General features: G+C 65.0%; 27 protein-coding genes and 1 tRNA gene. 10 read left to right on the plus strand and 18 right to left on the minus strand.

From position 1 onward, the window contains the following. Positions 1-224 precede the first annotated feature (224 nt). Positions 225-300 (minus strand) — tRNA-Lys (locus tag ACSQ23_RS12345). A 126-nt stretch (positions 301-426) separates the two neighbouring features. Here ACSQ23_RS12345 and ACSQ23_RS12350 point away from each other — a divergent pair. Then, positions 427-1,296, plus strand: a complete 870-nt coding sequence (locus tag ACSQ23_RS12350) for a mechanosensitive ion channel family protein (RefSeq protein ID WP_436090800.1) — start codon at positions 427-429, stop codon at positions 1,294-1,296. A 258-nt stretch (positions 1,297-1,554) separates the two neighbouring features. Here ACSQ23_RS12350 and msrA read toward each other — a convergent pair whose 3' ends face one another. Then, entirely contained in the window at positions 1,555-2,199 is a 645-nt protein-coding gene (gene msrA / locus ACSQ23_RS12355; RefSeq protein ID WP_436090801.1) for a peptide-methionine (S)-S-oxide reductase MsrA, read from the minus strand. 160 nt (positions 2,200-2,359) lie between these two features. Between msrA and ACSQ23_RS12360 the strand changes: the two genes are divergently transcribed. The 3 genes from ACSQ23_RS12360 to ACSQ23_RS12370 all read left to right on the plus strand — a co-directional run bounded on the left by ACSQ23_RS12360 (position 2,360) and on the right by ACSQ23_RS12370 (position 5,136). Continuing rightward, positions 2,360-3,460, plus strand: coding sequence for a pyridoxal phosphate-dependent aminotransferase (locus ACSQ23_RS12360; RefSeq protein WP_436090802.1), 1,101 nt, complete (start codon positions 2,360-2,362; stop codon positions 3,458-3,460). 80 nt (positions 3,461-3,540) lie between these two features. Further along, positions 3,541-4,206, plus strand: coding sequence for a hypothetical protein (locus ACSQ23_RS12365; protein WP_436090803.1), 666 nt, complete (start codon positions 3,541-3,543; stop codon positions 4,204-4,206). Between the two features lie 18 nt (positions 4,207-4,224). After that, positions 4,225-5,136: a S8/S53 family peptidase gene (locus tag ACSQ23_RS12370; RefSeq protein ID WP_436090804.1), complete on the plus strand. Its 912-nt coding sequence runs from the start codon at positions 4,225-4,227 to the stop codon at positions 5,134-5,136. Positions 5,137-5,209: 73 nt separating this feature from the next. Here the strand turns inward: ACSQ23_RS12370 and ACSQ23_RS12375 are convergent, their stop codons facing one another. Next, on the minus strand, positions 5,210-5,659 hold the full coding sequence (locus ACSQ23_RS12375) for an Lrp/AsnC family transcriptional regulator (RefSeq protein WP_055878359.1): 450 nt from the start codon (positions 5,657-5,659) through the stop codon (positions 5,210-5,212). A gap of 111 nt (positions 5,660-5,770) precedes the next feature. On the opposite strand from ACSQ23_RS12375, the gene rocF reads away from it, so the two are divergent. After that, a complete protein-coding gene (rocF, locus tag ACSQ23_RS12380; RefSeq protein ID WP_436090805.1) occupies positions 5,771-6,724 on the plus strand; it encodes an arginase in 954 nt (317 codons plus the stop codon). A 43-nt stretch (positions 6,725-6,767) separates the two neighbouring features. After that, on the plus strand, positions 6,768-7,880 hold the full coding sequence (locus tag ACSQ23_RS12385; RefSeq protein ID WP_436090806.1) for an ornithine cyclodeaminase: 1,113 nt from the start codon (positions 6,768-6,770) through the stop codon (positions 7,878-7,880). Here ACSQ23_RS12385 and ACSQ23_RS12390 read toward each other — a convergent pair. The 14 genes from ACSQ23_RS12390 to ACSQ23_RS12455 form a co-directional block, all read right to left on the minus strand. After that, on the minus strand, positions 7,772-8,923 hold the full coding sequence (locus ACSQ23_RS12390) for a glycosyltransferase family 61 protein (RefSeq protein ID WP_082533204.1): 1,152 nt from the start codon (positions 8,921-8,923) through the stop codon (positions 7,772-7,774). The genes ACSQ23_RS12385 and ACSQ23_RS12390 overlap by 109 nt on opposite strands. An 86-nt stretch (positions 8,924-9,009) precedes the next feature. After that, complete coding sequence (locus tag ACSQ23_RS12395) at positions 9,010-9,954, minus strand: endonuclease/exonuclease/phosphatase family protein (RefSeq protein WP_436090807.1); 945 nt, start codon at positions 9,952-9,954, stop codon at positions 9,010-9,012. A 118-nt stretch (positions 9,955-10,072) separates the two neighbouring features. Then, on the minus strand, positions 10,073-10,522 hold the full coding sequence (locus ACSQ23_RS12400) for a GNAT family N-acetyltransferase (protein WP_436090808.1): 450 nt from the start codon (positions 10,520-10,522) through the stop codon (positions 10,073-10,075). Between the two features lie 110 nt (positions 10,523-10,632). Continuing rightward, complete coding sequence (locus ACSQ23_RS12405) at positions 10,633-12,228, minus strand: 2-isopropylmalate synthase (RefSeq protein WP_436090809.1); 1,596 nt, start codon at positions 12,226-12,228, stop codon at positions 10,633-10,635. Positions 12,229-12,343: 115 nt separating this feature from the next. Next, on the minus strand, positions 12,344-12,469 hold the full coding sequence (locus ACSQ23_RS12410) for a hypothetical protein (RefSeq protein WP_274532685.1): 126 nt from the start codon (positions 12,467-12,469) through the stop codon (positions 12,344-12,346). A 97-nt stretch (positions 12,470-12,566) separates the two neighbouring features. Then, a complete protein-coding gene (locus ACSQ23_RS12415; RefSeq protein WP_436090810.1) occupies positions 12,567-12,944 on the minus strand; it encodes a VOC family protein in 378 nt (125 codons plus the stop codon). Further along, positions 12,944-13,348 carry a hypothetical protein gene (locus ACSQ23_RS12420; protein ID WP_436090811.1) on the minus strand — a complete coding sequence of 135 codons (405 nt, stop codon included), beginning with the start codon at positions 13,346-13,348 and terminating at the stop codon, positions 12,944-12,946. The genes ACSQ23_RS12415 and ACSQ23_RS12420 overlap by 1 nt, the downstream gene beginning before the upstream one ends. Before the next feature lie 24 nt (positions 13,349-13,372). Next, on the minus strand, positions 13,373-13,798 hold the full coding sequence (locus tag ACSQ23_RS12425; RefSeq protein WP_055878371.1) for a hypothetical protein: 426 nt from the start codon (positions 13,796-13,798) through the stop codon (positions 13,373-13,375). A gap of 106 nt (positions 13,799-13,904) precedes the next feature. Continuing rightward, on the minus strand, positions 13,905-14,483 hold the full coding sequence (locus tag ACSQ23_RS12430; protein WP_055995848.1) for a TetR family transcriptional regulator: 579 nt from the start codon (positions 14,481-14,483) through the stop codon (positions 13,905-13,907). Next, positions 14,483-15,481, minus strand: coding sequence for an aldo/keto reductase (locus ACSQ23_RS12435; protein WP_436090812.1), 999 nt, complete (start codon positions 15,479-15,481; stop codon positions 14,483-14,485). Before ACSQ23_RS12435 ends, ACSQ23_RS12430 begins: the two co-directional genes overlap by 1 nt. An 81-nt stretch (positions 15,482-15,562) precedes the next feature. Continuing rightward, positions 15,563-16,450 carry a PhzF family phenazine biosynthesis protein gene (locus ACSQ23_RS12440; protein WP_436090813.1) on the minus strand — a complete coding sequence of 296 codons (888 nt, stop codon included), beginning with the start codon at positions 16,448-16,450 and terminating at the stop codon, positions 15,563-15,565. Positions 16,451-16,527: 77 nt separating this feature from the next. Next, a complete protein-coding gene (locus ACSQ23_RS12445; protein WP_055878377.1) occupies positions 16,528-17,025 on the minus strand; it encodes a heme-degrading domain-containing protein in 498 nt (165 codons plus the stop codon). A gap of 64 nt (positions 17,026-17,089) precedes the next feature. Continuing rightward, a complete protein-coding gene (locus ACSQ23_RS12450; RefSeq protein WP_436090814.1) occupies positions 17,090-17,602 on the minus strand; it encodes a heme-degrading domain-containing protein in 513 nt (170 codons plus the stop codon). 99 nt (positions 17,603-17,701) lie between these two features. Beyond that, complete coding sequence (locus tag ACSQ23_RS12455) at positions 17,702-18,175, minus strand: GFA family protein (RefSeq protein ID WP_436090815.1); 474 nt, start codon at positions 18,173-18,175, stop codon at positions 17,702-17,704. 101 nt (positions 18,176-18,276) lie between these two features. Here ACSQ23_RS12455 and ACSQ23_RS12460 point away from each other — a divergent pair, with 101 nt between their 5' ends. The 4 genes from ACSQ23_RS12460 (at position 18,277) to ACSQ23_RS12475 (ending at position 20,003) form a co-directional block, all read left to right on the plus strand. Beyond that, positions 18,277-18,423 (plus strand): hypothetical protein, encoded by a 147-nt coding sequence (locus ACSQ23_RS12460; protein ID WP_436090816.1) that lies wholly within the window; start codon positions 18,277-18,279, stop codon positions 18,421-18,423. Positions 18,424-18,513: 90 nt separating this feature from the next. Further along, positions 18,514-18,684, plus strand: coding sequence for a DUF1127 domain-containing protein (locus tag ACSQ23_RS12465; protein ID WP_082528055.1), 171 nt, complete (start codon positions 18,514-18,516; stop codon positions 18,682-18,684). A 141-nt stretch (positions 18,685-18,825) separates the two neighbouring features. After that, on the plus strand, positions 18,826-19,308 hold the full coding sequence (locus ACSQ23_RS12470; RefSeq protein WP_082528056.1) for a DUF1003 domain-containing protein: 483 nt from the start codon (positions 18,826-18,828) through the stop codon (positions 19,306-19,308). A 62-nt stretch (positions 19,309-19,370) separates the two neighbouring features. Then, on the plus strand, positions 19,371-20,003 hold the full coding sequence (locus tag ACSQ23_RS12475; protein WP_436090817.1) for a LysE family translocator: 633 nt from the start codon (positions 19,371-19,373) through the stop codon (positions 20,001-20,003). Between the two features lie 318 nt (positions 20,004-20,321). Here ACSQ23_RS12475 and ilvC read toward each other — a convergent pair whose 3' ends face one another. Next, positions 20,322-21,341, minus strand: a complete 1,020-nt coding sequence (gene ilvC / locus ACSQ23_RS12480; RefSeq protein ID WP_055995826.1) for a ketol-acid reductoisomerase — start codon at positions 21,339-21,341, stop codon at positions 20,322-20,324.

Below are 21,341 nucleotides of genomic sequence, written 5' to 3' on the forward strand. Positions count from 1 at the left end.
GCGGCGCGGCGAGCCTTGTGAAGAGCGCCATTAGATCAATTCACGCCCGCGGCGCTTTGTAGGCCGGCAATCGCCGGCTCCCCACCAGCCGGACGCGGCGCTTGAGTACCGATTCGACAACGTGGATCGCTGCTTCAACGTCGAACGGCGAAGGCGCATCGGTCCAGGGCCCGGAACGAGGTCAATGCCTGTTCCGGCCGCCATTTCAAAGCTTTAGGAGGACTTGGTGGGTGCGCACGGACTCGAACCGTGGACCCGCTGATTAAGAGTCAGCTGCTCTACCATCTGAGCTACGCACCCTGTCCGAGCGGCTGACTATCAGGGGTCCCCCACCTTGTCCAGCATCTATTCGCGCTGCTGTGGACTTTCCTGCTTTTGCCAGATTGGTAAGTTAACGCCCGCAGCGAAACAGCCCACGAAGAGCCGATGAACGACCTGCCCACCGACGCGACCGAAGCCATCTCTCTGCCGCTCAGGTGGCTTGCGGACAATTCCGTGGCCCTCGTAAGCGCGCTCATCGTGCTGATCGCCGGCTGGTACCTGGCGCGCACGCTGTCGCGCATGGTGCGCAACCTGTTGCCGCGCGCCTATGGCGTCGACAAGAATTTTGCCCCGCTGCTGGCGCAGGTCACCCGCTACGGCATCATCATCTTCTCGATCGTTACGGCGCTGAGTTTCCTCGGCGTCTCGAGCACCTCGATCTACGCGGTGATCGGCGCCGCCGGCCTTGCCATCGCGTTGGCGCTGCAAGGCACCCTCGCCAATATCGCGGCGGGAATCATGCTGGTGTGGCTGAGGCCCATCGCCATCGGCGAGTATATCGTCGGCGATGGGGTGGCCGGCGTGGTGGTGGAAATCGGCCTGTTCGGCACGCGGCTCCGCTCGACCAGCGGGCTCTACATCTTCACGCCGAATCAAAAGCTCTGGTCCTCGGCGATCACCAATCACAGCCGCGAGCCGCGCCGGCGAATCGACGTGAACATCACCGTGCCGGATTCGATCAATGTCGCGGCGGCGCGCCGGACGATGTTGAAGATCGCCACTTCGGATAAGCGCGTGCAGGTCGATCCGCCGCCGACGGTGCATGTCGAGAGCTTTGTCGGCGACAAGATCATGCTGCAGCTGCGCGCCTGGGTGCCGACCCCCGAATACCTGCCGACGCTGCGCGACCTGACCGAAAAGGCCAAGCTCGCGATCAACAAGATGCTCACCGCCGACGACGAGCAGGCGCAGGTGGAACTGGCCGCCGACCCGCATACACAGGGCGCTGGTGAGCGGACGCCGGATCTGACGTAAGGGAGCTGGTGCTACGTCAGTCCACGCACCGGGTCATTCCCGCGAAAGCGGGTGACGTTGGGTATGCGAACCGAGCCTCTGCAGCTCGGTGTCATCCCCGCGAAAGCGGGGAACTCCGTTTGCGAACGTGCAAAGGCCAAGAAAACAGAGGTTCCCGCTTTCGCGGGAATGACCCGGTGGGTGGGGCACAACCGTAACTTAGCGCGAATGCGCTTTCGCGGGATGACCCCCGTTTGTGGTGCCGCTGGACGTCAGGCCTCACGCGTGCCCGTCGAGCCCCTTGAACGCGTCCTTGCCCCAGATGGCTTCGACCTGGCCATTCTTGCCGCAGCCGACGCGGTAGCGGGCGTAGTGCTGGGCGCGGGTTAAGCCGTTCTGCAGCATCTCGCTGCCCTTCCAGAAATCCTGGTGATAGGCCTCGGCCGGCCAGAAGGTCGGGGCCATCGCGACGATGGTCGCCACGGGCTTGCGGAGCGCTGCGGCAGTCGCTTCCTTGCCGGCCTCGGCGACCTTCAGCTCGGCATCGGTGCCGGCGTAGATCGCCGTGGTGTAGCTCTCGCCGTAATCGCAGAACTGGCCACGCGTCTCGATCGGATCGATCAGGTGGAAGAAGGTGTCGACGAGCTTGTCGTAGCTGGTGACACTGGGGTCATAGACGATCTTCACCGCCTCGCGATGCCCGGTGGTTTCGGTGACCACCTGCTCGTAGCTCGGGTTGTCGACGTGCCCGCCGATATAGCCCGAGGTGGTGGAGATGACGCCCGGCGCATGGTCGAAATCGCTCTCGATCGACCAGAAGCAACCGCCGGCGAAGACGGCGGTCGCCGTCTCGGCGCCCTGCGCGCCGGTCATCCCCAGCGCACCCACGATTGCCACCGCGAGCGCCAGCTTGTTCTTGATCATGAAAGTTCACCCCGAAGGTTCTGATTGCCTCAATGATTGTCCCGCGCCCGCGTCACGCACAACACAAACTAACGTGCGGCTTGGCGATGTAACCATTGAGATACGTGGCGCGAATGGATGGAGTTGCACCGCGCTCCGGGCAGGATAAGTTCGCCGCACCATGCGCCCCATCCTTACCCCCCTTGCCCAGTCCCTGCCCTCCACCGTGCCGTTCACCGGTCCCGAAGCGCTGGAGCGGCGGACCGGTGTGCCGTTCCGGGCACGGGTCGGCGCCAACGAGAGCGGCTTTGGGCCCTCACCGAAGGTGATCGAGGCGATCGCGGCGGCAGCAGGTGGGGTATGGATGTATGGCGATCCGGAGGTGCATGAGCTGAAGGCAGCACTCGCCGCGCATCTCGACATCCCCGCGGCCAATGTCGCAGTTGGCGAAGGCATTGACGGGCTGCACGGGTTGATCGCCCGGCTGATCACTGGGCCCGGTGATGTCGCAGTCACCTCGCTCGGTGCCTACCCGACCTTCAACTATCACGTGACCGGGTTCGGTGGCCGGATCGTCGCGGTGCCTTATGCCGGTGACCACGAGGACCTGGGAGCTCTCGCCAAGGCGGCGCGGCACGAGCGGGCCAAGGTGATCTATCTCTCCAACCCAGATAATCCGATGGGCACCTGGTGGAGCGCTGCGGAGATCGAACGCTTCATCGCCGAGGTCCCGGAAGAGACACTGATCCTGCTCGACGAGGCCTATTGCGAGACCGCGCCTGCGGGTACCCTGCCCGCGCTCGACATCGCCCGCCCCAACCTGATCCGCACCCGCACTTTCTCCAAGGCCTATGGGCTTGCCGGCATGCGGATCGGCTACGCCATCGGCGAAGCAAGCTTCATCAAAGCCTTCGACAAGGTGCGCAATCACTTCGGTGTCACCCGCCTGAGCCAGGTGGCAGCGATGGCGGCACTGGCGGACCAAGCATGGCTGACCAGCGTGGTGGCGAAAGTCGCCAGCGGACGAGAGCGCATCTACGGCATCGCGGCTGAGAACGGCCTCAGCGCCGTGCCCTCCGCCACCAACTTCGTCGCCGTCGATTGCGGCCGCGACGGCGACTATGCCATGCGGGTGCTGAAGGCGCTGGAGGCGCGCGGCGTGTTCGTTCGCAAGCCGATGGCGCCGGGGCTCGACCGCCACATCCGCATCAGCGCTGGACGGCCGGAGGAGCTCGATGTCGTGGCGGCGGAACTGCCCCACGCACTCGGCGATGCCGGCTGATTACACTTATTTAGTTCTGGTTCCGAACACTTCCTTAGCGAAACTGCGTTCTATTGGCGGCTCGATAATGGGGCCATCTCATGGGCAGAACGCTCCCTGAGGTTGATCGGCGAAACGACCTGCACGGGCAGGAACACTGGCAGGGCGGCATCGCCGCCGGTCTGCTTCTCGCCTTTGTGCTGCTCACGGCATGGTCCTGGCCCACGCTCGCCCAGGAGCAAGGCGTCGCCGTCCACCTGATCGATATGGCGCAGGACTCGGAGCTGTCCGCAACCGCGGCAAGCCTTGCCGACGGGTGGTACGACGCCTCGGTGAACAGCCGGGTGTCGGGCTACGAGCTTGCCGACGGCACCCCGGTGTCGTTCGGGGACTGGTATCACAGCGACTGGCCGGATACCCGCGTCGACCTGTTGACCCAGTTCGGTGATGATTTCGGCCTCCTCTGGGGCTTCAGCACCGGCGAGCGAGGCGAGAAATACACCGTCGATCCCAGCCTTCGCATCGGCTTCGTCGCCCAGGCGCATCCGGCCGCCAACTCTGTGCTCTCGCTTACCGTGCGCGCAGTCGCCTGGGGTAACCTCAACGAACAGCCCTGCGAGGGCGACTACGGCGAGATCGGCGGCGTCCAGACCGTCAATTGCCGGCTCGCCGCAACGTTCCTCGCCCCGGAGGAGACGCTGCAGTACCTCGCCCATGCCGAACCGAACCGGCTCCACATTTCGCTCAGCTACAGCGCCAGTTTCTAGCGTCCAGGAGTGCACGCCATGACTTCCCGTCTCAAGTCTCTCGTCATCGCAGCCATCGCCGGCCTTGCCCTGTTGGGCGGGGTTTCCACCTCCATCGCCCAGACCACCTCACCGGTGCTCAGGAGCTGGATGAGTCCCGACATCGCCGACGCGTGGACCAAGGGCTACAAAGGCCAGAGGACGACCATCACCATCGTCGACGATTTCAGCAGCGGATCGAAGTTCACCGGCAACCTCGGAACCGGGTCGCTGCTCTACCGGCACGGCGAATGGACCCGGCTCGAAGCCAGCATGATCGCGCCGCTCGCGACCATCAAATCGCAGAGCTTTTATTCCGGCACCACGGTCCCGTTGGCGAGCGGCCTCAACGTGCTCAACCTCAGCTACGGCATGTATGCCAAGGGCACCTACAGCCTCGGCCAGCTGGGATGGAGTGCGCAGGAATCCTCGATCATCAGCTATGCCAAGTACGGCAGGGCGGTAACGGTCAAAGCCGCGGGCAATGATGGCATCGCCATCGGCTCAACCAACGCAGCCGGCAACAAGGACTTCCTGAACCTTGCGCTGGTCGGCGCACCGTCGGCGATCTATGTCGGGGCTCTCACCAGCAACGGCACGGTGGCGAAGCCCGCCAGCCTCGCCTCCTATTCGAACAAGGCCGGCACCAACACGGCGGTGCAGAGCCACTTCCTGGTGGTCGGGGTCGAGAGCAGCAAGACCGGCCTCGCCGGCACGTCGTTCGCCGCGCCGATCATTTCGGGTTATGCCTCGGTCCTGGGCAGCAAGTTCACCACGGCGACACCGACCCAGATCACCAACCAGCTGCTGAATACGGCGCGCAAGGATACGCTGCTCAACTACAACGCGACGACCTTCGGCATGGGCGAAGCCAGCCTCAGCCGCGCGCTGGCGCCGCTGACGATCAGGTAGCGCCAGTCCGCGCACCGAGCCTCCTATTATCGTCGCCTCGGTGCGAGCCGGGGCGACATGGCTTTGGGAGGATCTAGCCGAGCTCCTTCCGCGCTCCCAACAGGATGCTCGTCTCGGTATTGGCGATGCCGTCGATCTGGCGAACCTTGCGCAGCAGTTCGTCGAACTCGCGCAATGTCGGCGTCTCGATCTCGGCCACCACGTCCCACCGGCCATTGGTGGTGTAGAGCCCGCGGATCTCGGGGAAACCGGCGAGGCGGCGGATGATCTGCTCGGAGTTCTTGCCGTCGACCTCGACCATGGTGATGGCGCGCACGGCGTCCACCCGCCCCTGCGCCTGCACCACCACAGTGTAGCCGGCGATTGCGCCGGAATGCTCCAGCCGCGCCATCCTTGCCGTCACCGTAGCGCGTGAGACATTGAGCTGCGCCGCGAGCTTGGCGACCGGCATCCGCCCGTCGGTGCGCAGCAGCGCGATCAGGCGGTAGTCGAGGTCATCGAGACCAGGTGTACTATTCGTCATCCTTGGCCGCCATTTTGCACATTGGATTGCACATTCTTATCACTTCTTCGGCTTTTCGTCAGCGGCACTCCGACCTCACATAGTGGGAAGATCGCAATCGAGGAAACCGAGATGCTCCACGACGCCCGCGCCCGCCGCCCCTCTGCCGGCAACCGTATCGACCTGGTCGGCGTGCCGACCGATGCCGGTGCGTCCTGCAGCGGCGCTGCGCTCGGACCGGACGACCTGCGTGCGGCTGGCCTGGCAGAGCGCCTCGCGAGCCTCGGCTATGCCGTAGCCGACCTCGGCGATATCAATGTCGATCGCCGGCTTGCGGCCGCTGCGGAAATCGAGGCGCTGGCCGTGGGCGCCAGCGAGGCCGGCTACCGCAGCCTCGAGAACGGCGCGCGGCCGGTGTTTCTCGGTGGGGATCACTCGATCTCGATGGGTTCGGTCGCAGGTGTCGCCCGGCATTGCCGCGATGCGGGCCGGCCATTGTTCGTCTTGTGGTTCGATGCCCATGGCGACTTCAACACCTGGGCCACCACCGAGACCGGCAACATCCACGGCATGTCGCTGGCCCGCCTCTGCGGCGAGCCGGGCTTTGCCAATGACGATGCCTGGTTTGCGCGTGTCGATCCCGCCAATGTCATGATCCTCGGCGCCCGCGCGCTCGACTGCGAGGAAGCACAACTGATCGATGCGCGCGGCGTCGAGGTGGTGGACATGGACGCCATCCGGATCGCCGGGGTCGCCACGCCGCTGTGTCGTTTCCTCGATCGTGTGGAGGCCGCCAACGGCCACCTGCATCTGTCGCTCGATGTCGATGCCATGGACCCCAGCCTGGCCCCCGGTGTCGGCACCACCGTGCCCGGCGGGCTGACGCTCGCGGAGGGTCAGTTGGTGATGGACATGCTGCACCGCAGCGGCCGCGTCGGCTCGCTCGACCTGGTCGAGCTCAACCCTGTCCTCGACCGTCACGGCAAAAGCGCCGACCTGATGGTGGATCTCGCCGCCCGTCTGTTCGGCGCATCCGCCCCGGTGTCGCCGCCGCTTGCAGGCATTCGCGACCTCGCAACAACCTGACACTCAACCGAAGCCTGACTGCTTCCCAAAGTAAGAGGCCCAAATGACCCAATTCATCGGCACCAGCGACATCCGCACCCTCCTCCGGCATACCGGCCTCGAGCCCTTCCTTATCGGTCTCGCCGGTTACATCGAGGCCGATTTCCGCCGCTGGGAGAGCTTTGAGAAAGCGGCTCGCCTCGCCAGCCACAGCCGCGACGGCGTGATCGAACTGATGCCGGCCTCCGATGGCGAACTCTACGCCATGAAGTTCGTCAACGGTCATCCCGGCAACACGGCGGGCGGCAAGCTGACGGTAACAGCTTTCGGGGTGCTCGCCGATGTGTCGACGGGTTACCCGGTGCTGGTGTCGGAAATGACGATACTCACCGCGCTCCGCACCGCTGCGACTTCCGCCGTCGCGGCACGCGCCCTGGCTCGACCCGACAGCCGGGTGCTGGCCCTGATCGGCGCCGGGGCCCAGTCAGAATTCCAGGCCCTCGCCTTCAAGGCGTTGCTGGGGGTCGAGGAGGTGCGGGTGGTCGACCTCGACACCGAAGCGATGGACAAGTTCTGCCTCAACCTCGCAACCAGCGGCCTCCGCATCATCCGCGCCGGTTCGGTCGCTGAGGCCGTCGACGGCGCAGATATCGTCACGACCTGCACTGCCGACAAAACACGGGCCCGGGTCCTGACGCCTGATCATGTGGTGCCCGGCATGCATGTCAACGCCATCGGTGGCGACTGTCCCGGCAAGACCGAGCTGCATCCAGACATCGTCGCCGGTGCCTCGGTCTTCACCGAGTACACGCCGCAGACCCGGGTCGAGGGCGAGATCCAGCAGATGCCGGCAGATTTCGCGGTCATCGAACTGTGGCAGGTGCTGACGGGCAAGGCGGCCGGCCGCAGGTCGGCCGGCGAGGTTACGCTGTTCGACTCGGTCGGCTTCGCCATCGAGGATTTCTCGACGCTCCGCTATGCCCGCGACCTGAGCCGGGCCGAGATCCGCGACATCGACCTTATCCCCGAGCTCGACGACCCCAAGGACCTGTTCGGCCTGCTTGCGGCTCAGAGCCCGAAATGGGCAATGATCGCCGCCTCGACCGCGGCGGGATCGACGCGCCAATCCCAGTCTCCAAGGCCACTCGCGACGCCCTCCGGCTCGCCGAACACATAGCCAAGCTGGCCCTCGCGCTCGTTGATCAGCACATCGGTGCGCATGAACCATGCCCTTGAGCTGACCATCAAAATCCTGGTTTCGGGACGACTGAACACGGTGCTGTGCATAGCGGCCCCACCTAGCCCGGCAATCATCTTGGCTTCGCTGAACAAGGCAATCTGGGCTTCGACCGGCAGCGTCTCCGGATGGACGATGCGAAAGCCATAGCGCTCGAACAGCGCCTCGATCTCGGCCTCATTTACGAGACGACGCCGACGTATCCGCGAACGGGATATGAAGATGCGTTCGGCGCGCTCGACCCTGGAGGCGCTTCCAAGCGCGACCAGCCGCGAGAGCGCGTCGCGCGCCAGCGGATTGATGAACTGCTCAAGGTAGACAAGCCGATCGGGCAGGTACGCCCGGCGACAGAACAGCGGCTCGCGATAGTAGCGAACGCGCGACTGGGCGACGCCCAGCCCCTCGAATAACGCGCTGACTGTCGCCGATCTCGGAATGGAGGTCGCGATCTCGATGCCGGCGGGGGCCCGTTCGAGCAGCATAAGCCGGGTCAAAGCCTCGAGCAGGTTGTGGCCATAGTTATCGGTGAAGTAGCAATCCACCACGAAGACTTCATCTGCCTCAGCAGGAGACCGAAACACTCTGGGTGGGCGCGATCTCAGCCCACTGAGCGCCTTCGGATCGATGATGACGCCCTGGCTCTGCGGCAACACGACAGCCGTTCGACGGTCGACGAACAGATGCCCGGGTACAAGCACAACATCGTCGGCAATCGTGATGCCGGGCTCCCCGCCACTCGCTTGGGTCGGCAAGCTGTCGAAGTTTTCAGGGATCACATCCCCGTAGATCAGGGGGCGGGTGACTGGGACGGTGATGGTTGCCGGCTGCGCAGGCAGTGGCGTGGGACGCCGCCACGGTGGCGGGCGAAAACGCAAGTGCGGCGGTCGAGCGAAGCCCAGCAGACCAAAAAGCCACCAGCGCGCCAAGCGACCTGCCTGTCGCACCCGCCCGAGCGCGCTGCGCCGAAAGTCCCGCCACTTCATGCCTGCCCCCGCAAAGCTGAGCCTTGGAGATGCACGCGAATGACTGATCTGGCAAGTCACCGCACGATGATGCGTCCTTGCGGCAACTAGCTTCCGGTCAGCCTGATTTCGGCCAGCAGCCCACGGTGGTTGGAGCCCATGGCGTCATCCAGCGCGTTCACTTCGCTGATGACCAATGGTGCGCGGGTGAAAACATTGTCGATCGGGACGCCCAGCGGACCGAGCCGAACCGGCCAGGTGGCGGGGTAGGACGGCCCGGGCGCGAGGTTTCGCCGCTGCACCAGCCCGTCGATACTGGCGGACCAGGCCGCGGCGTTGAAATCGCCGGCCAGCACCAATGGACCATCGAGCCGACCGATGACGGCGCCGAGTTTGGCAAACTCCTCGGCGGCAAAGTCGTCGAAATAGGGCTTCACCAGGTGTGCCGCGACGATGTTGAGCTTCTGCCCGTCGATCGTCGTGCTGGCGGTTACCAGGCGATTCTGCCACGCCCCACTCATCGACTGCACGGTGATGTCGGCGAGCGGTGTGCGCGAGAGGAGCACCACGCCGCCGCAGCGCGAGCCATCATCGCAGCCGGCGTAGTACGGATAGACCTGACGCAGGATGCCGACGTGGCTGGCGATCGGCGCCGCCTCCATCAGGACGGCCACATCAGCGCCCGAGCCGGCGATGAACCGGGCGATGTTCTCGCCGTTCTGGTTGTCCGACAGCAGGTTGAAGCTCAGCAGCTTGAGCAGCGGCTTGCCCGGGGTAGCGGCAAGCGCAATGCGCGCCTCCTGCTGATGGTAGATGATCGCCGCGCCCTGCCCGACGCTGATCGCGAAGACGAACACGAACACCCAGGCGCGGCGCCAGGCGCCACCGACGAACAGCAGCACCACCAGGCCGAGCAGCGCTACAGCGATGTGGAAGCGCAGCGACTGCAGCAGGGCCTGCCCGGGAATGCCCAGGTCGACGCTGACTGCGAACAGCGCGCCAGCAACCACCAGGGCCAAGGCGGTGAGCCCGCCCCTCAGTTCTCGCAGCATGAATGCTCCAGCCATTCGACTCGGGCGCAGCCTAGAGCGCTTCACCGTTGCAGTGAAACGCCGAAACGTCGGGGGTCATGGATTGTGTCGCGCCTCCGAGCTGGGAAGCCGCATCGCGTCAGATCGGCTTGGTCATCTGCACGCAATTGTGGGCGAAGGTCGCGAGTTCCACCTCGTCCCACACCTCAGCTGTCCAACCGAGCTTCTCGTAGAAACCGACGGCGTCGCGAGCGGCATTGAGCCACAGCCGCTTCATGCCGCGCGCCCTGGCGTAGTCGATGAGCAAGGCTTCCAGTACCGAGCCGTGGCCCTGCCGCTGCAACGGCGGCACGATGGCGACCAGTCGGACGATACCGCCTTCGCCGCGCGGATCGAGCCGGGTGGTGCCGATCGGCACACCGTCATGCATGAGTACGAACTTGCTGTGCGTCGGCTCAAGGTCGTGCGGATGCGCCCGGTCATAGACGAGGCCCGGGTGGCGCTCGGCAGTGAACAGCACTTCGAGCCGGATCCGATGCATCGCCTCCCAATCCTCGGGTGAAGCCAACTCGCGCAATTCGTAGGTCATTGGTCGCTCCCTTAGCCCATCAGAAGGGGCAGCCCGACGGCGGCGCCTGGCGCACCATGAGAAGGAGCCGCCCGGAGGGGCGGCTCAGAAAGTGTCGACTGCAGCTCGGATCAGCTCGCGGCGGCAGCCTCGGTGGCCCCCTGCGCCGCGGCGCCGCGTTCGAGCAGCAGGCGGTTATAGGCGTTGATGTAGGCGCGGGCCGAAGCGACGAGGGTGTCGGGCTCGGCGGCGTTGCCGGAGACGATGCGGCCGTTCATTTCGAGGCGCACGTGGGCGCTCGCCTGCGCGTCGGTGCCGCCGGTGACGCCATCGATGGCGTAGAGCACCAGGTGCGGGTCCTTGCCGACCGCCTGCTTGATGGCGTTGAAGATCGCATCCACTGAGCCAGTACCGTCGAACGAGGCCTTCACCTCGACGCCGTCAATGGTGATGACGAGGTCGCAATGGTGCACGCCGCCGGTCTTGGAGATCACCTCCATGTCGACCAGCTTGATCCGATCACCGACCGAGCCGGCCTCGTCATCGACCAGCGCCACGATGTCGGCGTCATAGACGTGCTTCTTGCGGTCGGCAAGATCCTTGAAGCGGACAAATGCCTCCTGGAAGGCATTATCGCCAAGGTCGTAGCCCAATTCCTTCAACTTATCCTTGAAGGCGGCGCGACCCGAGTGCTTGCCCATCACCAGGGTGGTTTCCTTGATGCCGACCGAGGCCGGCGTCATGATCTCGTAGGTCTGGGCGTTCTTCAGCATGCCGTCCTGGTGGATGCCGCTTTCATGCGCGAAGGCGTTCTTGCCGACGATCGCCTTGTTGTACTGCACCGGGAAGTTGGCGGCCGCCGAGACGACCTTGCTGGCGCGGCTCAAATGGGTCGAGTCGATCTCGGTGTCATAGGGCATGGCATCGCCGCGGGTGCGCAGCGCCATCACCACTTCTTCGAGCGCGGCGTTGCCGGCGCGCTCGCCCAAACCGTTGATGGTGCATTCGATCTGGCGGGCGCCGCCGCGCACCGCGGCCAGCGAGTTGGCGACGGCGAGGCCGAGATCGTTGTGACAATGGGCGGAGAAGATCACTTCATCGGCGCCGGGGACACGCTCGATGATCGAGCGGAACATCGCCTCGTGCTCGGCCGGAATGGCGTAGCCAACCGTGTCGGGCAGATTGATGGTGGTGGCGCCGGCCTTGATCGCGAGCTCGACGCAGCGCGCCAGGTAGTCGATCGGCGTACGGGTGGCGTCCATCGCGCTCCACTCGACATTGTCGATGAGGTTGCGGGCCTGCGCCACGGTGGCCGAGATGATCTCCAGCACCTGCTCTTCAGTCTTCTTCATCTGGTGGGCCAGATGGATCGGCGAGGTGGAAACGAAAGTGTGGATGCGGCCCTGCCTGGCGTGGCGTACCGCCTCGCCGGCGCGGGCGATGTCACCCGGGATGGCGCGGGCGAGACCGGCGACCACCGAGTTCTTCACCTGCTTGGCCACTGCGACGACCGCTTCGAAGTCGCCGTTGGAGGCGATCGGGAAGCCGGCCTCGATAATGTCGACGCCCATTTCGTCGAGGGCCTCGGCGACCTGGAGCTTTTCCTCCAAGGTCATCGTCGCGCCGGGGCTCTGCTCGCCGTCGCGCAACGTCGTATCGAAGATGAAGACGCGATCCTTGTTGGAAGAGCTTGCCTTATTGCTCGCTGCCGCTGCCTGGGTGCTCATTGCTGTGTTCCTATCAAACGGCCGGGGTTCGAAAACCGTCGCGACCGGACAAATCGTTGTTCGGTTAACCTGCGCGCTCCCCTGACCACCCGCTCGCTAGACGAGCTGTCGGTTATCAGGGGCTGATAAGAAGGAGAAGCAGGGCGGCCGGAAGCAGCAGCAGAGCGGCCGCAATCATCAGCCGGCTCTCACGAGCCTTCTGCTGGGCGGCGGCTATGGCAATGGCGCGGTTGCGCTGCATTCGTCAGACCAAAACTTGCTACGGCGCAAATACTGCGCGAATTCCGCCGCTTGCGCAAGCCTTTGCGCAGCGGCGGCTAACGGAAGGTGAAGCGGCCCTAGCCGCGCGCGGGTCGCTCGCGGCGAAACTGCACCTCGAGCAGCAGCCCTTCCGGACCTTCGACGAAGAACTGCCCGATCTCCGAATCGGGGATGCCGGTGATCCGGTACGGCCACCCCGCCGCCTCGATCCGCGCTTTGGTCGGCTCGAACCCGTAGACCCCGAAGGCCACATGATTGACCATGCCGCGCGGGAAATCGTTCGCTCTCGGTGCGACATTCAAGTGGATGGCCGGATGGCCATCGACGTAAATCCAGTGGCCGGGAAAATCGAATGGCGGACGAAAGCCATCCTCGGCACCAAGCACCTCGGCGAAGAACCGCACCATCCGCGCGCCGTCCGACACGTCGATATTGATGTGGTCGAGCCGTGGCATCAGTTGAACGCCAGCACGGCGAACACCACGATCGCCAGTAGCGACACCACGGCGATAATCCGGCCGAGCCGCACCCGCGCTGTCGCCGCCGCATCGCCGGCGCGCATCTTGCGCGCAGAGACCGCCGATGTGACGACGCCTGCCGCCAGGAGCACGACGAACGCCATCTTGGCCCAAAACCAGTGGCTGACGCCGTCGAGGCTGCCGTAGCGGACCCAGATCATCAACGGCCCACTGAGCAGCAGCACGATGATGCCGTAATGCCCGAAGCGGGTGAGCAGCCGGTTGGTCTGGGGCGCCGCCCCGCCCTGCCCCATCATCCCCAGCAGCGGCAGGAACGCCGCCGCTACCAGCATGAGACCGACAAGATGGGCGATGAGCAGAAGCGAGAAGGCGACGTCCAAGCTGACCTCAGTTGCAGGGGGACTTCAGTTGAAGGCGAACACGGCGGAGAAGACCACGACGAGGAAGGAGACCCCGGTCAGCTGGCCGAACATCTTGGCGCGCTTGGCCGCTTCGGCATCGCCCGCGATGGCCTTCTTGCGGTTCACCTCGTTGAGGCTGATGAACACGATCATCCCGAGGATGCCCAGCATCTTGACCCAGAACCAGGCGTTGGGAACGACCCAGTTCCACTTGAGCCAGAGTGTCAGGATGCCGGTGATCAGCAGCGTCGCAAAGGCGTATTTGCCGACCTTGGCGAACCCTTCGATGATCGAGAACAGCAGGCCGCGCTGCTCCGGCGTGGCGGTCGGCAGCTTGGCGCCGACGATCGGCATCAGCACCAGATTGGCGCCGCCGGCGATGAACGCGATGATGTGGATGAAGAAAATCAGAAGTGTGACAACGTACACGGCTTAGCCCTCCAAATGCCCGCGGGGAGGCTAGCTGAGTTGGGTGCGTCGCACTAGCGTCGGCACGTGACGCGGATGAATTGTGAAGGCGTGGCGTGGTCCGGGTCTACGCCACTATGCCGGCGGTCACCAGCGCATAGACGCGGTCGAAGCCGGCATCGACATCGGGCGCGCTCCACTCGGCGCCGTGCGCCGGGTCGTGGAAGCGGGCGGTGGCGTCGAACATAGCCTGCGCTGTGGCCCGCGGGTCGACCGGCCGGAAGTCGCCGCTGGCGATGCCGTCCCCAATGATGATCTCCAGCTGGCCGACGAGAGTGTCGACATGCCGGGCCACCACCTCGCGCGCCTCGGCGAAGATGGTGCGCGATACCGAGAACAGCTCCGGATCGCTCTTGACCTTCTCGCGCTTCAGCTTGAGCAGCGTGCTGAACCACAGGCGCAGCCGCTTCGCTGGCGCTTCCCCGGAGGTCGCGATCGCCGCCAGGGGATCCGACGTGCGCTTCAACCAGCCCTCGACCACTGCGTCGCGCAGCGCAATCTTGCTGTCGAAATGCCGGTAAACGCTGCCGTGACTGACCCCGAGCAACCGCGCCACATCGACCACCGTGGTCTTATGCGGACCAAAGCGGCGAAACACCTGTTCCGCCGCCTCGAGAATTCGTTCGCGGGTCAAGACCTCGTTCATCAGGCTCCAGTTCGCTCACTGTCGAGCATTGCCATCTGCGCCGGCAGGTAGCGCTCGCCGCGCGCGGCATTCGGTGGCACCGCTCCTTCGATGGCGGACAGATCGGCCTGCGTCAACACCACATCGAGCGCGCCCAGCGCCTCGGTCAACCGATCCCGGCGCCGTGCGCCGATAACCGGGACGATGTCCCTGCCCTGCGCCAGCACCCAGGCGATCGCCAGTTGCGCGACGCTGATGCCCTTGCCGGCTGCGATATCGCGCAGCTTGTCGACCAGTTGCAGGTTGTGATCAACATTCTCGGCGCTGAACCGCGGGCTGTGACCGCGGAAATCCCCGGCGACGAGACCGTCCTTGCTCCAGTGGCCGCTGATCAGGCCACGCGACAGCACGCCATAGGCGGTGACGCCGATGCCCAGTTCGCGCGTCACCGGCAGGATCGCCCGCTCGATACTGCGCGAGATCAGCGAATACTCGATCTGCAGGTCAACCACCGGATGCACCGCATTGGCGCGGCGGATGGTCTCGGGGCCGACCTCGGAGAGACCGAGGTGGCGAACATAGCCGGCGTCGATCATGTCCTTGATGGCGCCGACCGTTTCCTCGATCGGCACGTTCGGATCGAGCCGCGCCGGCCGGTAAATGTCGATGTAATCGACGCCGAGGCGCTCGAGCGTGTAGGCGAGCGCGGTCTTGACGGCTGCCGGCCGCCCGTCGAAGCCGAACCACTGCCCGTTTGGCCCGCGCTGCGCGCCGAACTTGACGCTGAGCACGGCGTTGTCGCGCCGACCCTGCAAGGCTTCGCCGAGCAGCATCTCGTTGTGCCCCATGCCGTAGAAATCGCCGGTGTCGATCAGGGTGACGCCGGCCTCGAGCGCGGCATGCACGGTGGCAATGCTCTCGCTGCGATCGGACGGCCCGTAGGCGCCCGACATCCCCATGGCGCCCAGGCCGAGGGCGGAAACGACGGGGCCCGATGTTCCAAGCGTGCGATGATCCATGACCAGTCTCCTTGTGGTGAGACCGCTCATGTGGATGACGACTGACAGAATTGCAAGTCTGTCAGTTGATATTTGAAATCGCTAGTCCCCGAGGTTGAGCGTCCCTTCGCCGACGATCACCGCGTGGCCGCCGATGCCGCCATGGGTGAGCCTGTCGCCATCCTTGCGCAGCTGCAGCGTGATGAGGCTGGGACGGCCCATCTCGTATCCCTGCCGCAGGCGGAACTCGTGCTGGCCGTTATCGGTGTGACGGGCGAGAAGGCCAATAAGCGCGGCGGCAGCCGAGCCGGTCGCGGGGTCTTCGACCTGGCCCATGCCGGGCGAGAACATGCGCGCGGCGAAGTCGTTGCCATGCTCTTCCGGCGTCTGGGTGAAGACGTAGATCGAGCCATGCCCCTCAGGATAGTTCATGTCCCAGCCGCGTCGCTCGAGGCGAATGCGCTTCAGGGCCGCCGCGTCGCGGACCGGCAGCAGGTAATAGGGCACGCCGGCCGAGAACAGCGCCGGCTGGTAAGGTCCGCAGCCAACGTCGTCGGCATGGAGCCCTAGCGTGGCGGCTATCGCTTCGACGGAAGGCACCTTGCCGACCTCTTCGGGCAACCGAGGCAGCGCGAAGCGGGCGAGCCCGACATCCTTTTCGACGCGCTCGATCACGCAGGTGATGACGCCGACCTGCTCCTCGAGCCGCACGGCAGTGCTTCGATTCTGTAATCCTAGCACCACGGCGGCGCCCACTGTCGGGTGACCGGCGAAGGGGAGCTCCACGGTCGGCGTGAAGATACGCACGGCCGCCGTGTGGCGCTCCGACTGCGCCTTCTGGATGAACACCGTCTCGGACAGATTGAACTCGGCGGCGATCGCCTGCATCCGATCGTCGAGCAGCCCGTCGGCCTTGAGCACGACGGCCAGGGGATTGCCCTGCAGCCGCTCGGTGGTGAAAACATCAAGCAGCACGTAGTTGAGTTTCATGATCGGGCTCCGCAACCGGGCAGCAGTTGCGGCAGCCCGATCCGCAGTGTCAAGCCGCCTCCGCGCGACGCCTCCAACTAAATCTTGGCGAGTGCGAAAGCCGCCTTGTCGAGCCCGAGTTCTTCGACCACGGCGTCCACGCCAACCTGGTGATCGTCGCGCTCGTGGAGGCCCGAAATGGTGACGCAGCCGATGGGACCGAAGCCTTTCATGCGGATCGGGAAGGCGCCCCCGGCGAGGACAAAGTCAGCACCGTCGAGCGCCCGATTCGGCGCGAACAGCCGATCCTCGCGGTTCTGCTCCAGCGCTACGCGATAGCTCGACTTGAGCAGGCGCTGCACGGTGTTGATCTTGCGGCGCACCCAGTTCGGATTGTCGGCCGTGGTCCCGGGCATGGCGGCGTAGAACATCTGCCGATCCCAGGTGCGGACGTCGACCACCAGCCCGAGTTTCTCGCGCAGGGCGCGCTCACGCACCCTTGCGCCGATCGAGAACGCTACGTTCTCGTTGAACTCGGTGAACTCGAGCCCCCGTTCCTGCTCGATGATTTTGGCGATGTCGTCTGCCGTAGCCATACCGTCGCTCCCTGTGGTTGCGGGCGGTATAGCCAACGGTATGGCACCGCGGCAAGCCAGCAGGTCAGCCGGCGGTCGGTTCCTCGTGCGGCAGCATGAGCGGCGCCGGATCGATGCCGAGATGCCGTGCGATCGCGGTCACCACGAAGCCATGATCGTGCCTGCCGGGGACGCCCGACACGGTGATCGTTCCGACGACGCTTACCCCCTCGATGCGGATCGGGAACGAGCCGCCATGCGCCGCAATCTCGGTAGGGTCGACATTGTCATCGGGTGCGAAGCCGCGCTTGTCGCGCTGCTGGCGCAGCGTCAGCGCGTAGGAAGCGCGGTTGAAGCGCCGAACGCAGTTACTCTTGCGCCGGACCCACTCGAAATTGTCCGGGCCGGTGCCGGCCATCGCGTAGTAGTAGAGCGGCCGGTTCCAGAAGCGGATGTCGATCACCAGGGCCGCCTTTGCCGCCACCGCGAGCTCACGAATATCCTCGCCCAACTGCAGCGCCGTGGTCTCGTCGAACCGGCTGAACACCAGCTGCCGCTCCTGCTCGGCCACCAGCGCGATATCACTGTCGAAACTCATCATCCCCTCCAGGCGTTTCGTCCACCTGCTAGCACGACACGGTGCGCCGCTCCCTCCGCCAGCGCGGCGATTTCTTCCGGCAAATTGCAGTGGACCGCATCAGGTCGTCGCCGCGCTCCAGGCGTCATAGAGCGGTTGGCGGTCGGGCGGCTGGCCAGGGAAATTGACCTGCGCCTCATCGATCACCGCCCATGGCAGGCGGCTGGCGGTCCAGATATTGCCGATGGGGACGGCCCAGCTCGGGTCGTCGAGCGTGCCGGGCTTGACCACGAAGATCGCCGGCGAGGCGAGCGGCTCGTTCCAGAGCTTGGTGCCGCAGCAGGCGCAGGCCAGCATGCGCACGGTCCTGCCGCTGTCGGCCGGCTTGTCGTAGGCAACGAGTTCGCCCCGCAGGTGCTGCAGCCGTTCGCGGGCGATCGGCATCGACATCGAGTGCGTGGCGCCGCTCAGGCGCTGGCAGTCGCGGCAGTGGCAGTTGTAGACGGCAAGCGGTGCGCCGGTGATCCGGTAGCGCACCGCGCCGCAGATGCAGCCTCCCTCCACCGGGAATGCCGGCAACGCGATCTCAGTCATTGGTCTCTCCCTGAATTCCTTGTTCAGAACCGGTTCAACCGGCCTCGGTCATTGAGCGCCCCAACGCCGGACGAGCCGGCTATCAAACCAAGGAATCGAACATGATCCCCGAACTGTTGCTGCTGTCCGACCACCTGCGTGCCCGTACGCCCAACCAGCAGATCGAAGACCGCCTGCTGGCCGATATCGGGCTGACGCGCGCAGAGCTCAGGAAGCAGAAGACCTGGTTCGGCCGCAAGCTCCGCTAAGGGCCAAACGGTTCATCAGGCATTCATCGATCCACGGGCATAAGCCCACTCCGCCGATCCCGGCACCACCCAAACTGACGAGATGACCAAATGGCTTTCAGCCTGACGTCCATGTTCCGTCGTGCAGAACGCAAGCGGGTCTTCACCGACCTGATGAAGTTCGACGACCATCTGCTGCGTGATATCGGCCTCACTCGTGGCGACCTCGCCGCGATGCGCGCCGGCCGCCACCACAGCACGCCTTCCCGCGGCCATGAGTGACCTCGCGGTAGGCGATATCCCAAGCTGAAGGGCCCCGAGATGATCGGGGCCCTTTTTGATTCGGGGCTCACCGGATCCGATCCCGCGCCGACCGCCAGACCTGATAGAACCGCCGCATGGCATGGCCAGCAAGAGGCGGCAATGAGCGAAACCAAACCCCACCACGACAACACCGAGACGGCGCGGCGATTCACGCTGCGACAGGCCAAGCCGATCAGCCTCCCCCGCACCTATGGCGAGTACCTCGCCGACCAGATCGCGGCGCTTGTCGGATCGTGGCGCTTCATCATCGTGCAATCGGCGGTGCTGGTGCTGTGGATCGTGTTCAACGTCGTCGCCTGGGTGCAGCACTGGGACCCTTACCCCTTCATCCTGCTCAACCTGGTGCTGAGCTTCCAGGCCGCCTTCACCGCCCCAATCCTGATGATGGCGCAGAACCGCCAGTCCGACATCGACCGTCAGAAGGCGCAGCTCGACTACGATGTGAACCTGCGTGCCGAACTCGACATCGAGGCCCTGCACGAAAAGATCGACCTGCTCCGCCAGGAAGACATCACCCGGCTGGTCGGCCTGCTTGAAATGCTCACCCGCGAGCGCATCGAGAAGGGCGACAGCAAAACGTAGGCGTCACTGGCGGAAGTTCATGGCGCGTGGCATGCAGGTGTGTAGCCAACCGGGGATCCGCCGTGCCCGCGCTCACCACCCTTCTCGCCTTCGCCGGCGTCGCCTTCGCTATGGTGATCGCCCCCGGCCCCAACATGGCCTATCTGGTCTCCCGCTCGATTGCGCAGGGTCGTGCCGCCGGGCTGATCTCGCTGCTCGGGGTTGCCACCGGCTTTATCATCTACATGCTGGCGGCGGCGCTCGGCCTCACCGCGTTGTTGTTCGCCGTGCCCTTCGCCTATGACGCGATCCGCATCGCCGGAGCGCTTTACCTCGGCTGGCTGGCCTGGAATGCGCTGCGCCCCGGCGGCCATTCGCCGTTCGAACTCAGGACGCTGGCGCCGGACTCGCCGAAGCGACTCTATGCGATGGGCCTGTTCACCAGCCTGTTGAACCCCAAGGTCGCGGCGCTCTATCTGTCGCTGCTGCCGCAGTTCATCGACAAGTCGGCCGGCAATGTGCTCGGCCAGACCTTGGTGCTTGGCGCCACGCAGATTGCCGTGAGCATGACGGTCAATGCCATCCTCATCATCACGGCGGGGACGGTGGCACTGTTCCTCACCGGCCGGCCGTTCTGGGCCCGGCTGCAGCGCTGGCTGATGGGCACGGTGCTCGGCTTCCTCGCCATCAAGATGGCCACGGACACCAGCCGGTAGATCCAATAGGGCAGCATCGCGCTAACGCGGTGGGCCAACCGTTTCGCCTCCCCACCGGATGTCATCCCAGCGAAAGCTGGGACCCATTTCTCCGCTGGCACGGGCTGTGAGTTGGGTCCCAGCTTTCGCTGGGATGACATCGAGTCGTTGGAGCAAAACTGTGCTCCCCAGAAACGACAAAGGGGCCCGGAGGCCCCTCTGCGCATACATCCTGCGAAGGATCTTTGGATTCGTTCTTGACCTTGTCGACCAGCGCGCCGGCCTTGATCACGGCGGCCCGCCAGCGCGCATCAGATCAAGCGTGGAGCAAGGCCCCGCTTAGTTCTTGGCCTTGTCCACGAGGGCGCCGGCCTTGATCCACGGCATCATGCCGCGGAGCTTCTCGCCGACTTCCTCGATCTGGTGCTCGTCCGCGAGGCGACGGGTCGCCTTGAAGCGCGAGGCGCCGCCCTTGTATTCCTGCATCCACTCGGAGGTGAACTTGCCGGACTGAATGTCCTTGAGCACCCGCTTCATCTCGGCCTTGGTCTCCGAGGTGATGATGCGCGGGCCCGAGACATACTCGCCCCACTCTGCAGTGTTCGAGATCGAGTAGTTCATGTTGGCGATGCCGCCCTGGTAGATCAGGTCGACGATCAGCTTCACTTCGTGCAGGCACTCGAAATAGGCCATTTCTGGAGCGTAGCCGGCTTCCACCAGCGTCTCGAAGCCGGCGCGGATGAGCTCGACCAGGCCGCCGCAGAGCACCACCTGCTCACCGAACAGATCGGTCTCGCATTCCTCGCGGAAGTTGGTTTCGATCACGCCCGAGCGACCACCGCCGACGCCCGAGGCGTAGGCCAGGGCGATGTCGTGGGCATTGCCCGAGGCGTCCTGGTGGACGGCGATCAGGCACGGCACGCCGCCGCCCTTCTGGTATTCGCCACGCACGGTGTGGCCCGGGCCCTTCGGCGCGATCATGATCACGTCGACGGTCGCCTTGGGCTCGATCAGGTTGAAGTGCACATTGAGACCGTGCGCGAAGGCGATCGCGGCGCCGTCACGGATGTTGGGCTCGATGTCCTTCTTGTAGATGTCGGCCTGCAGCTCGTCGGGGGTCAGCATCATGATGACGTCGGCCCACTTGGCGGCATCGGCGACGGACATGACCTTGAGGCCTTCGCCCTCGGCCTTCTTGGCCGACGGGGAGCCCGGACGCAGCGCCACCACGATGTCCTTTACGCCGGAATCGCGGAGGTTAAGCGTGTGCGCATGACCCTGCGAGCCGTAGCCGACGATCGCGACCTTCTTCCCTTTGATGATGTTGAGATCGGCATCCCGATCATAATAGACGCGCAT

The organism is Devosia sp. LjRoot16, assembly GCF_964252795.1.
Lineage (GTDB): Bacteria > Pseudomonadota > Alphaproteobacteria > Rhizobiales > Devosiaceae > Devosia_A.

Coding starts and splice junctions, on each gene's coding strand:
- ACSQ23_RS12430 (WP_055995848.1), bottom strand. CDS start 14,483: ATGAACGAGGTCTTGACCCGCGAACGAATTCTCGAGGCGGCGGAACAG.
- ACSQ23_RS12360 (WP_436090802.1), top strand. CDS start 2,360: ATGCGCCCCATCCTTACCCCCCTTGCCCAGTCCCTGCCCTCCACCGTG.
- rocF (WP_436090805.1), top strand. CDS start 5,771: ATGCTCCACGACGCCCGCGCCCGCCGCCCCTCTGCCGGCAACCGTATC.
- ACSQ23_RS12390 (WP_082533204.1), bottom strand. CDS start 8,923: ATGAAGTGGCGGGACTTTCGGCGCAGCGCGCTCGGGCGGGTGCGACAG.
- ACSQ23_RS12415 (WP_436090810.1), bottom strand. CDS start 12,944: ATGCCACGGCTCGACCACATCAATATCGACGTGTCGGACGGCGCGCGG.
- ACSQ23_RS12370 (WP_436090804.1), top strand. CDS start 4,225: ATGACTTCCCGTCTCAAGTCTCTCGTCATCGCAGCCATCGCCGGCCTT.
- ACSQ23_RS12440 (WP_436090813.1), bottom strand. CDS start 16,450: ATGAAACTCAACTACGTGCTGCTTGATGTTTTCACCACCGAGCGGCTG.
- ACSQ23_RS12445 (WP_055878377.1), bottom strand. CDS start 17,025: ATGGCTACGGCAGACGACATCGCCAAAATCATCGAGCAGGAACGGGGG.
- ACSQ23_RS12385 (WP_436090806.1), top strand. CDS start 6,768: ATGACCCAATTCATCGGCACCAGCGACATCCGCACCCTCCTCCGGCAT.
- ACSQ23_RS12405 (WP_436090809.1), bottom strand. CDS start 12,228: ATGAGCACCCAGGCAGCGGCAGCGAGCAATAAGGCAAGCTCTTCCAAC.
- ACSQ23_RS12395 (WP_436090807.1), bottom strand. CDS start 9,954: ATGCTGCGAGAACTGAGGGGCGGGCTCACCGCCTTGGCCCTGGTGGTT.
- ACSQ23_RS12455 (WP_436090815.1), bottom strand. CDS start 18,175: ATGACTGAGATCGCGTTGCCGGCATTCCCGGTGGAGGGAGGCTGCATC.
- ACSQ23_RS12400 (WP_436090808.1), bottom strand. CDS start 10,522: ATGACCTACGAATTGCGCGAGTTGGCTTCACCCGAGGATTGGGAGGCG.
- ilvC (WP_055995826.1), bottom strand. CDS start 21,341: ATGCGCGTCTATTATGATCGGGATGCCGATCTCAACATCATCAAAGGG.
- ACSQ23_RS12365 (WP_436090803.1), top strand. CDS start 3,541: ATGGGCAGAACGCTCCCTGAGGTTGATCGGCGAAACGACCTGCACGGG.
- ACSQ23_RS12465 (WP_082528055.1), top strand. CDS start 18,514: ATGGCTTTCAGCCTGACGTCCATGTTCCGTCGTGCAGAACGCAAGCGG.
- msrA (WP_436090801.1), bottom strand. CDS start 2,199: ATGATCAAGAACAAGCTGGCGCTCGCGGTGGCAATCGTGGGTGCGCTG.
- ACSQ23_RS12375 (WP_055878359.1), bottom strand. CDS start 5,659: ATGACGAATAGTACACCTGGTCTCGATGACCTCGACTACCGCCTGATC.
- ACSQ23_RS12435 (WP_436090812.1), bottom strand. CDS start 15,481: ATGGATCATCGCACGCTTGGAACATCGGGCCCCGTCGTTTCCGCCCTC.
- ACSQ23_RS12350 (WP_436090800.1), top strand. CDS start 427: ATGAACGACCTGCCCACCGACGCGACCGAAGCCATCTCTCTGCCGCTC.
- ACSQ23_RS12460 (WP_436090816.1), top strand. CDS start 18,277: ATGATCCCCGAACTGTTGCTGCTGTCCGACCACCTGCGTGCCCGTACG.
- ACSQ23_RS12470 (WP_082528056.1), top strand. CDS start 18,826: ATGAGCGAAACCAAACCCCACCACGACAACACCGAGACGGCGCGGCGA.
- ACSQ23_RS12450 (WP_436090814.1), bottom strand. CDS start 17,602: ATGAGTTTCGACAGTGATATCGCGCTGGTGGCCGAGCAGGAGCGGCAG.
- ACSQ23_RS12410 (WP_274532685.1), bottom strand. CDS start 12,469: ATGCAGCGCAACCGCGCCATTGCCATAGCCGCCGCCCAGCAGAAGGCT.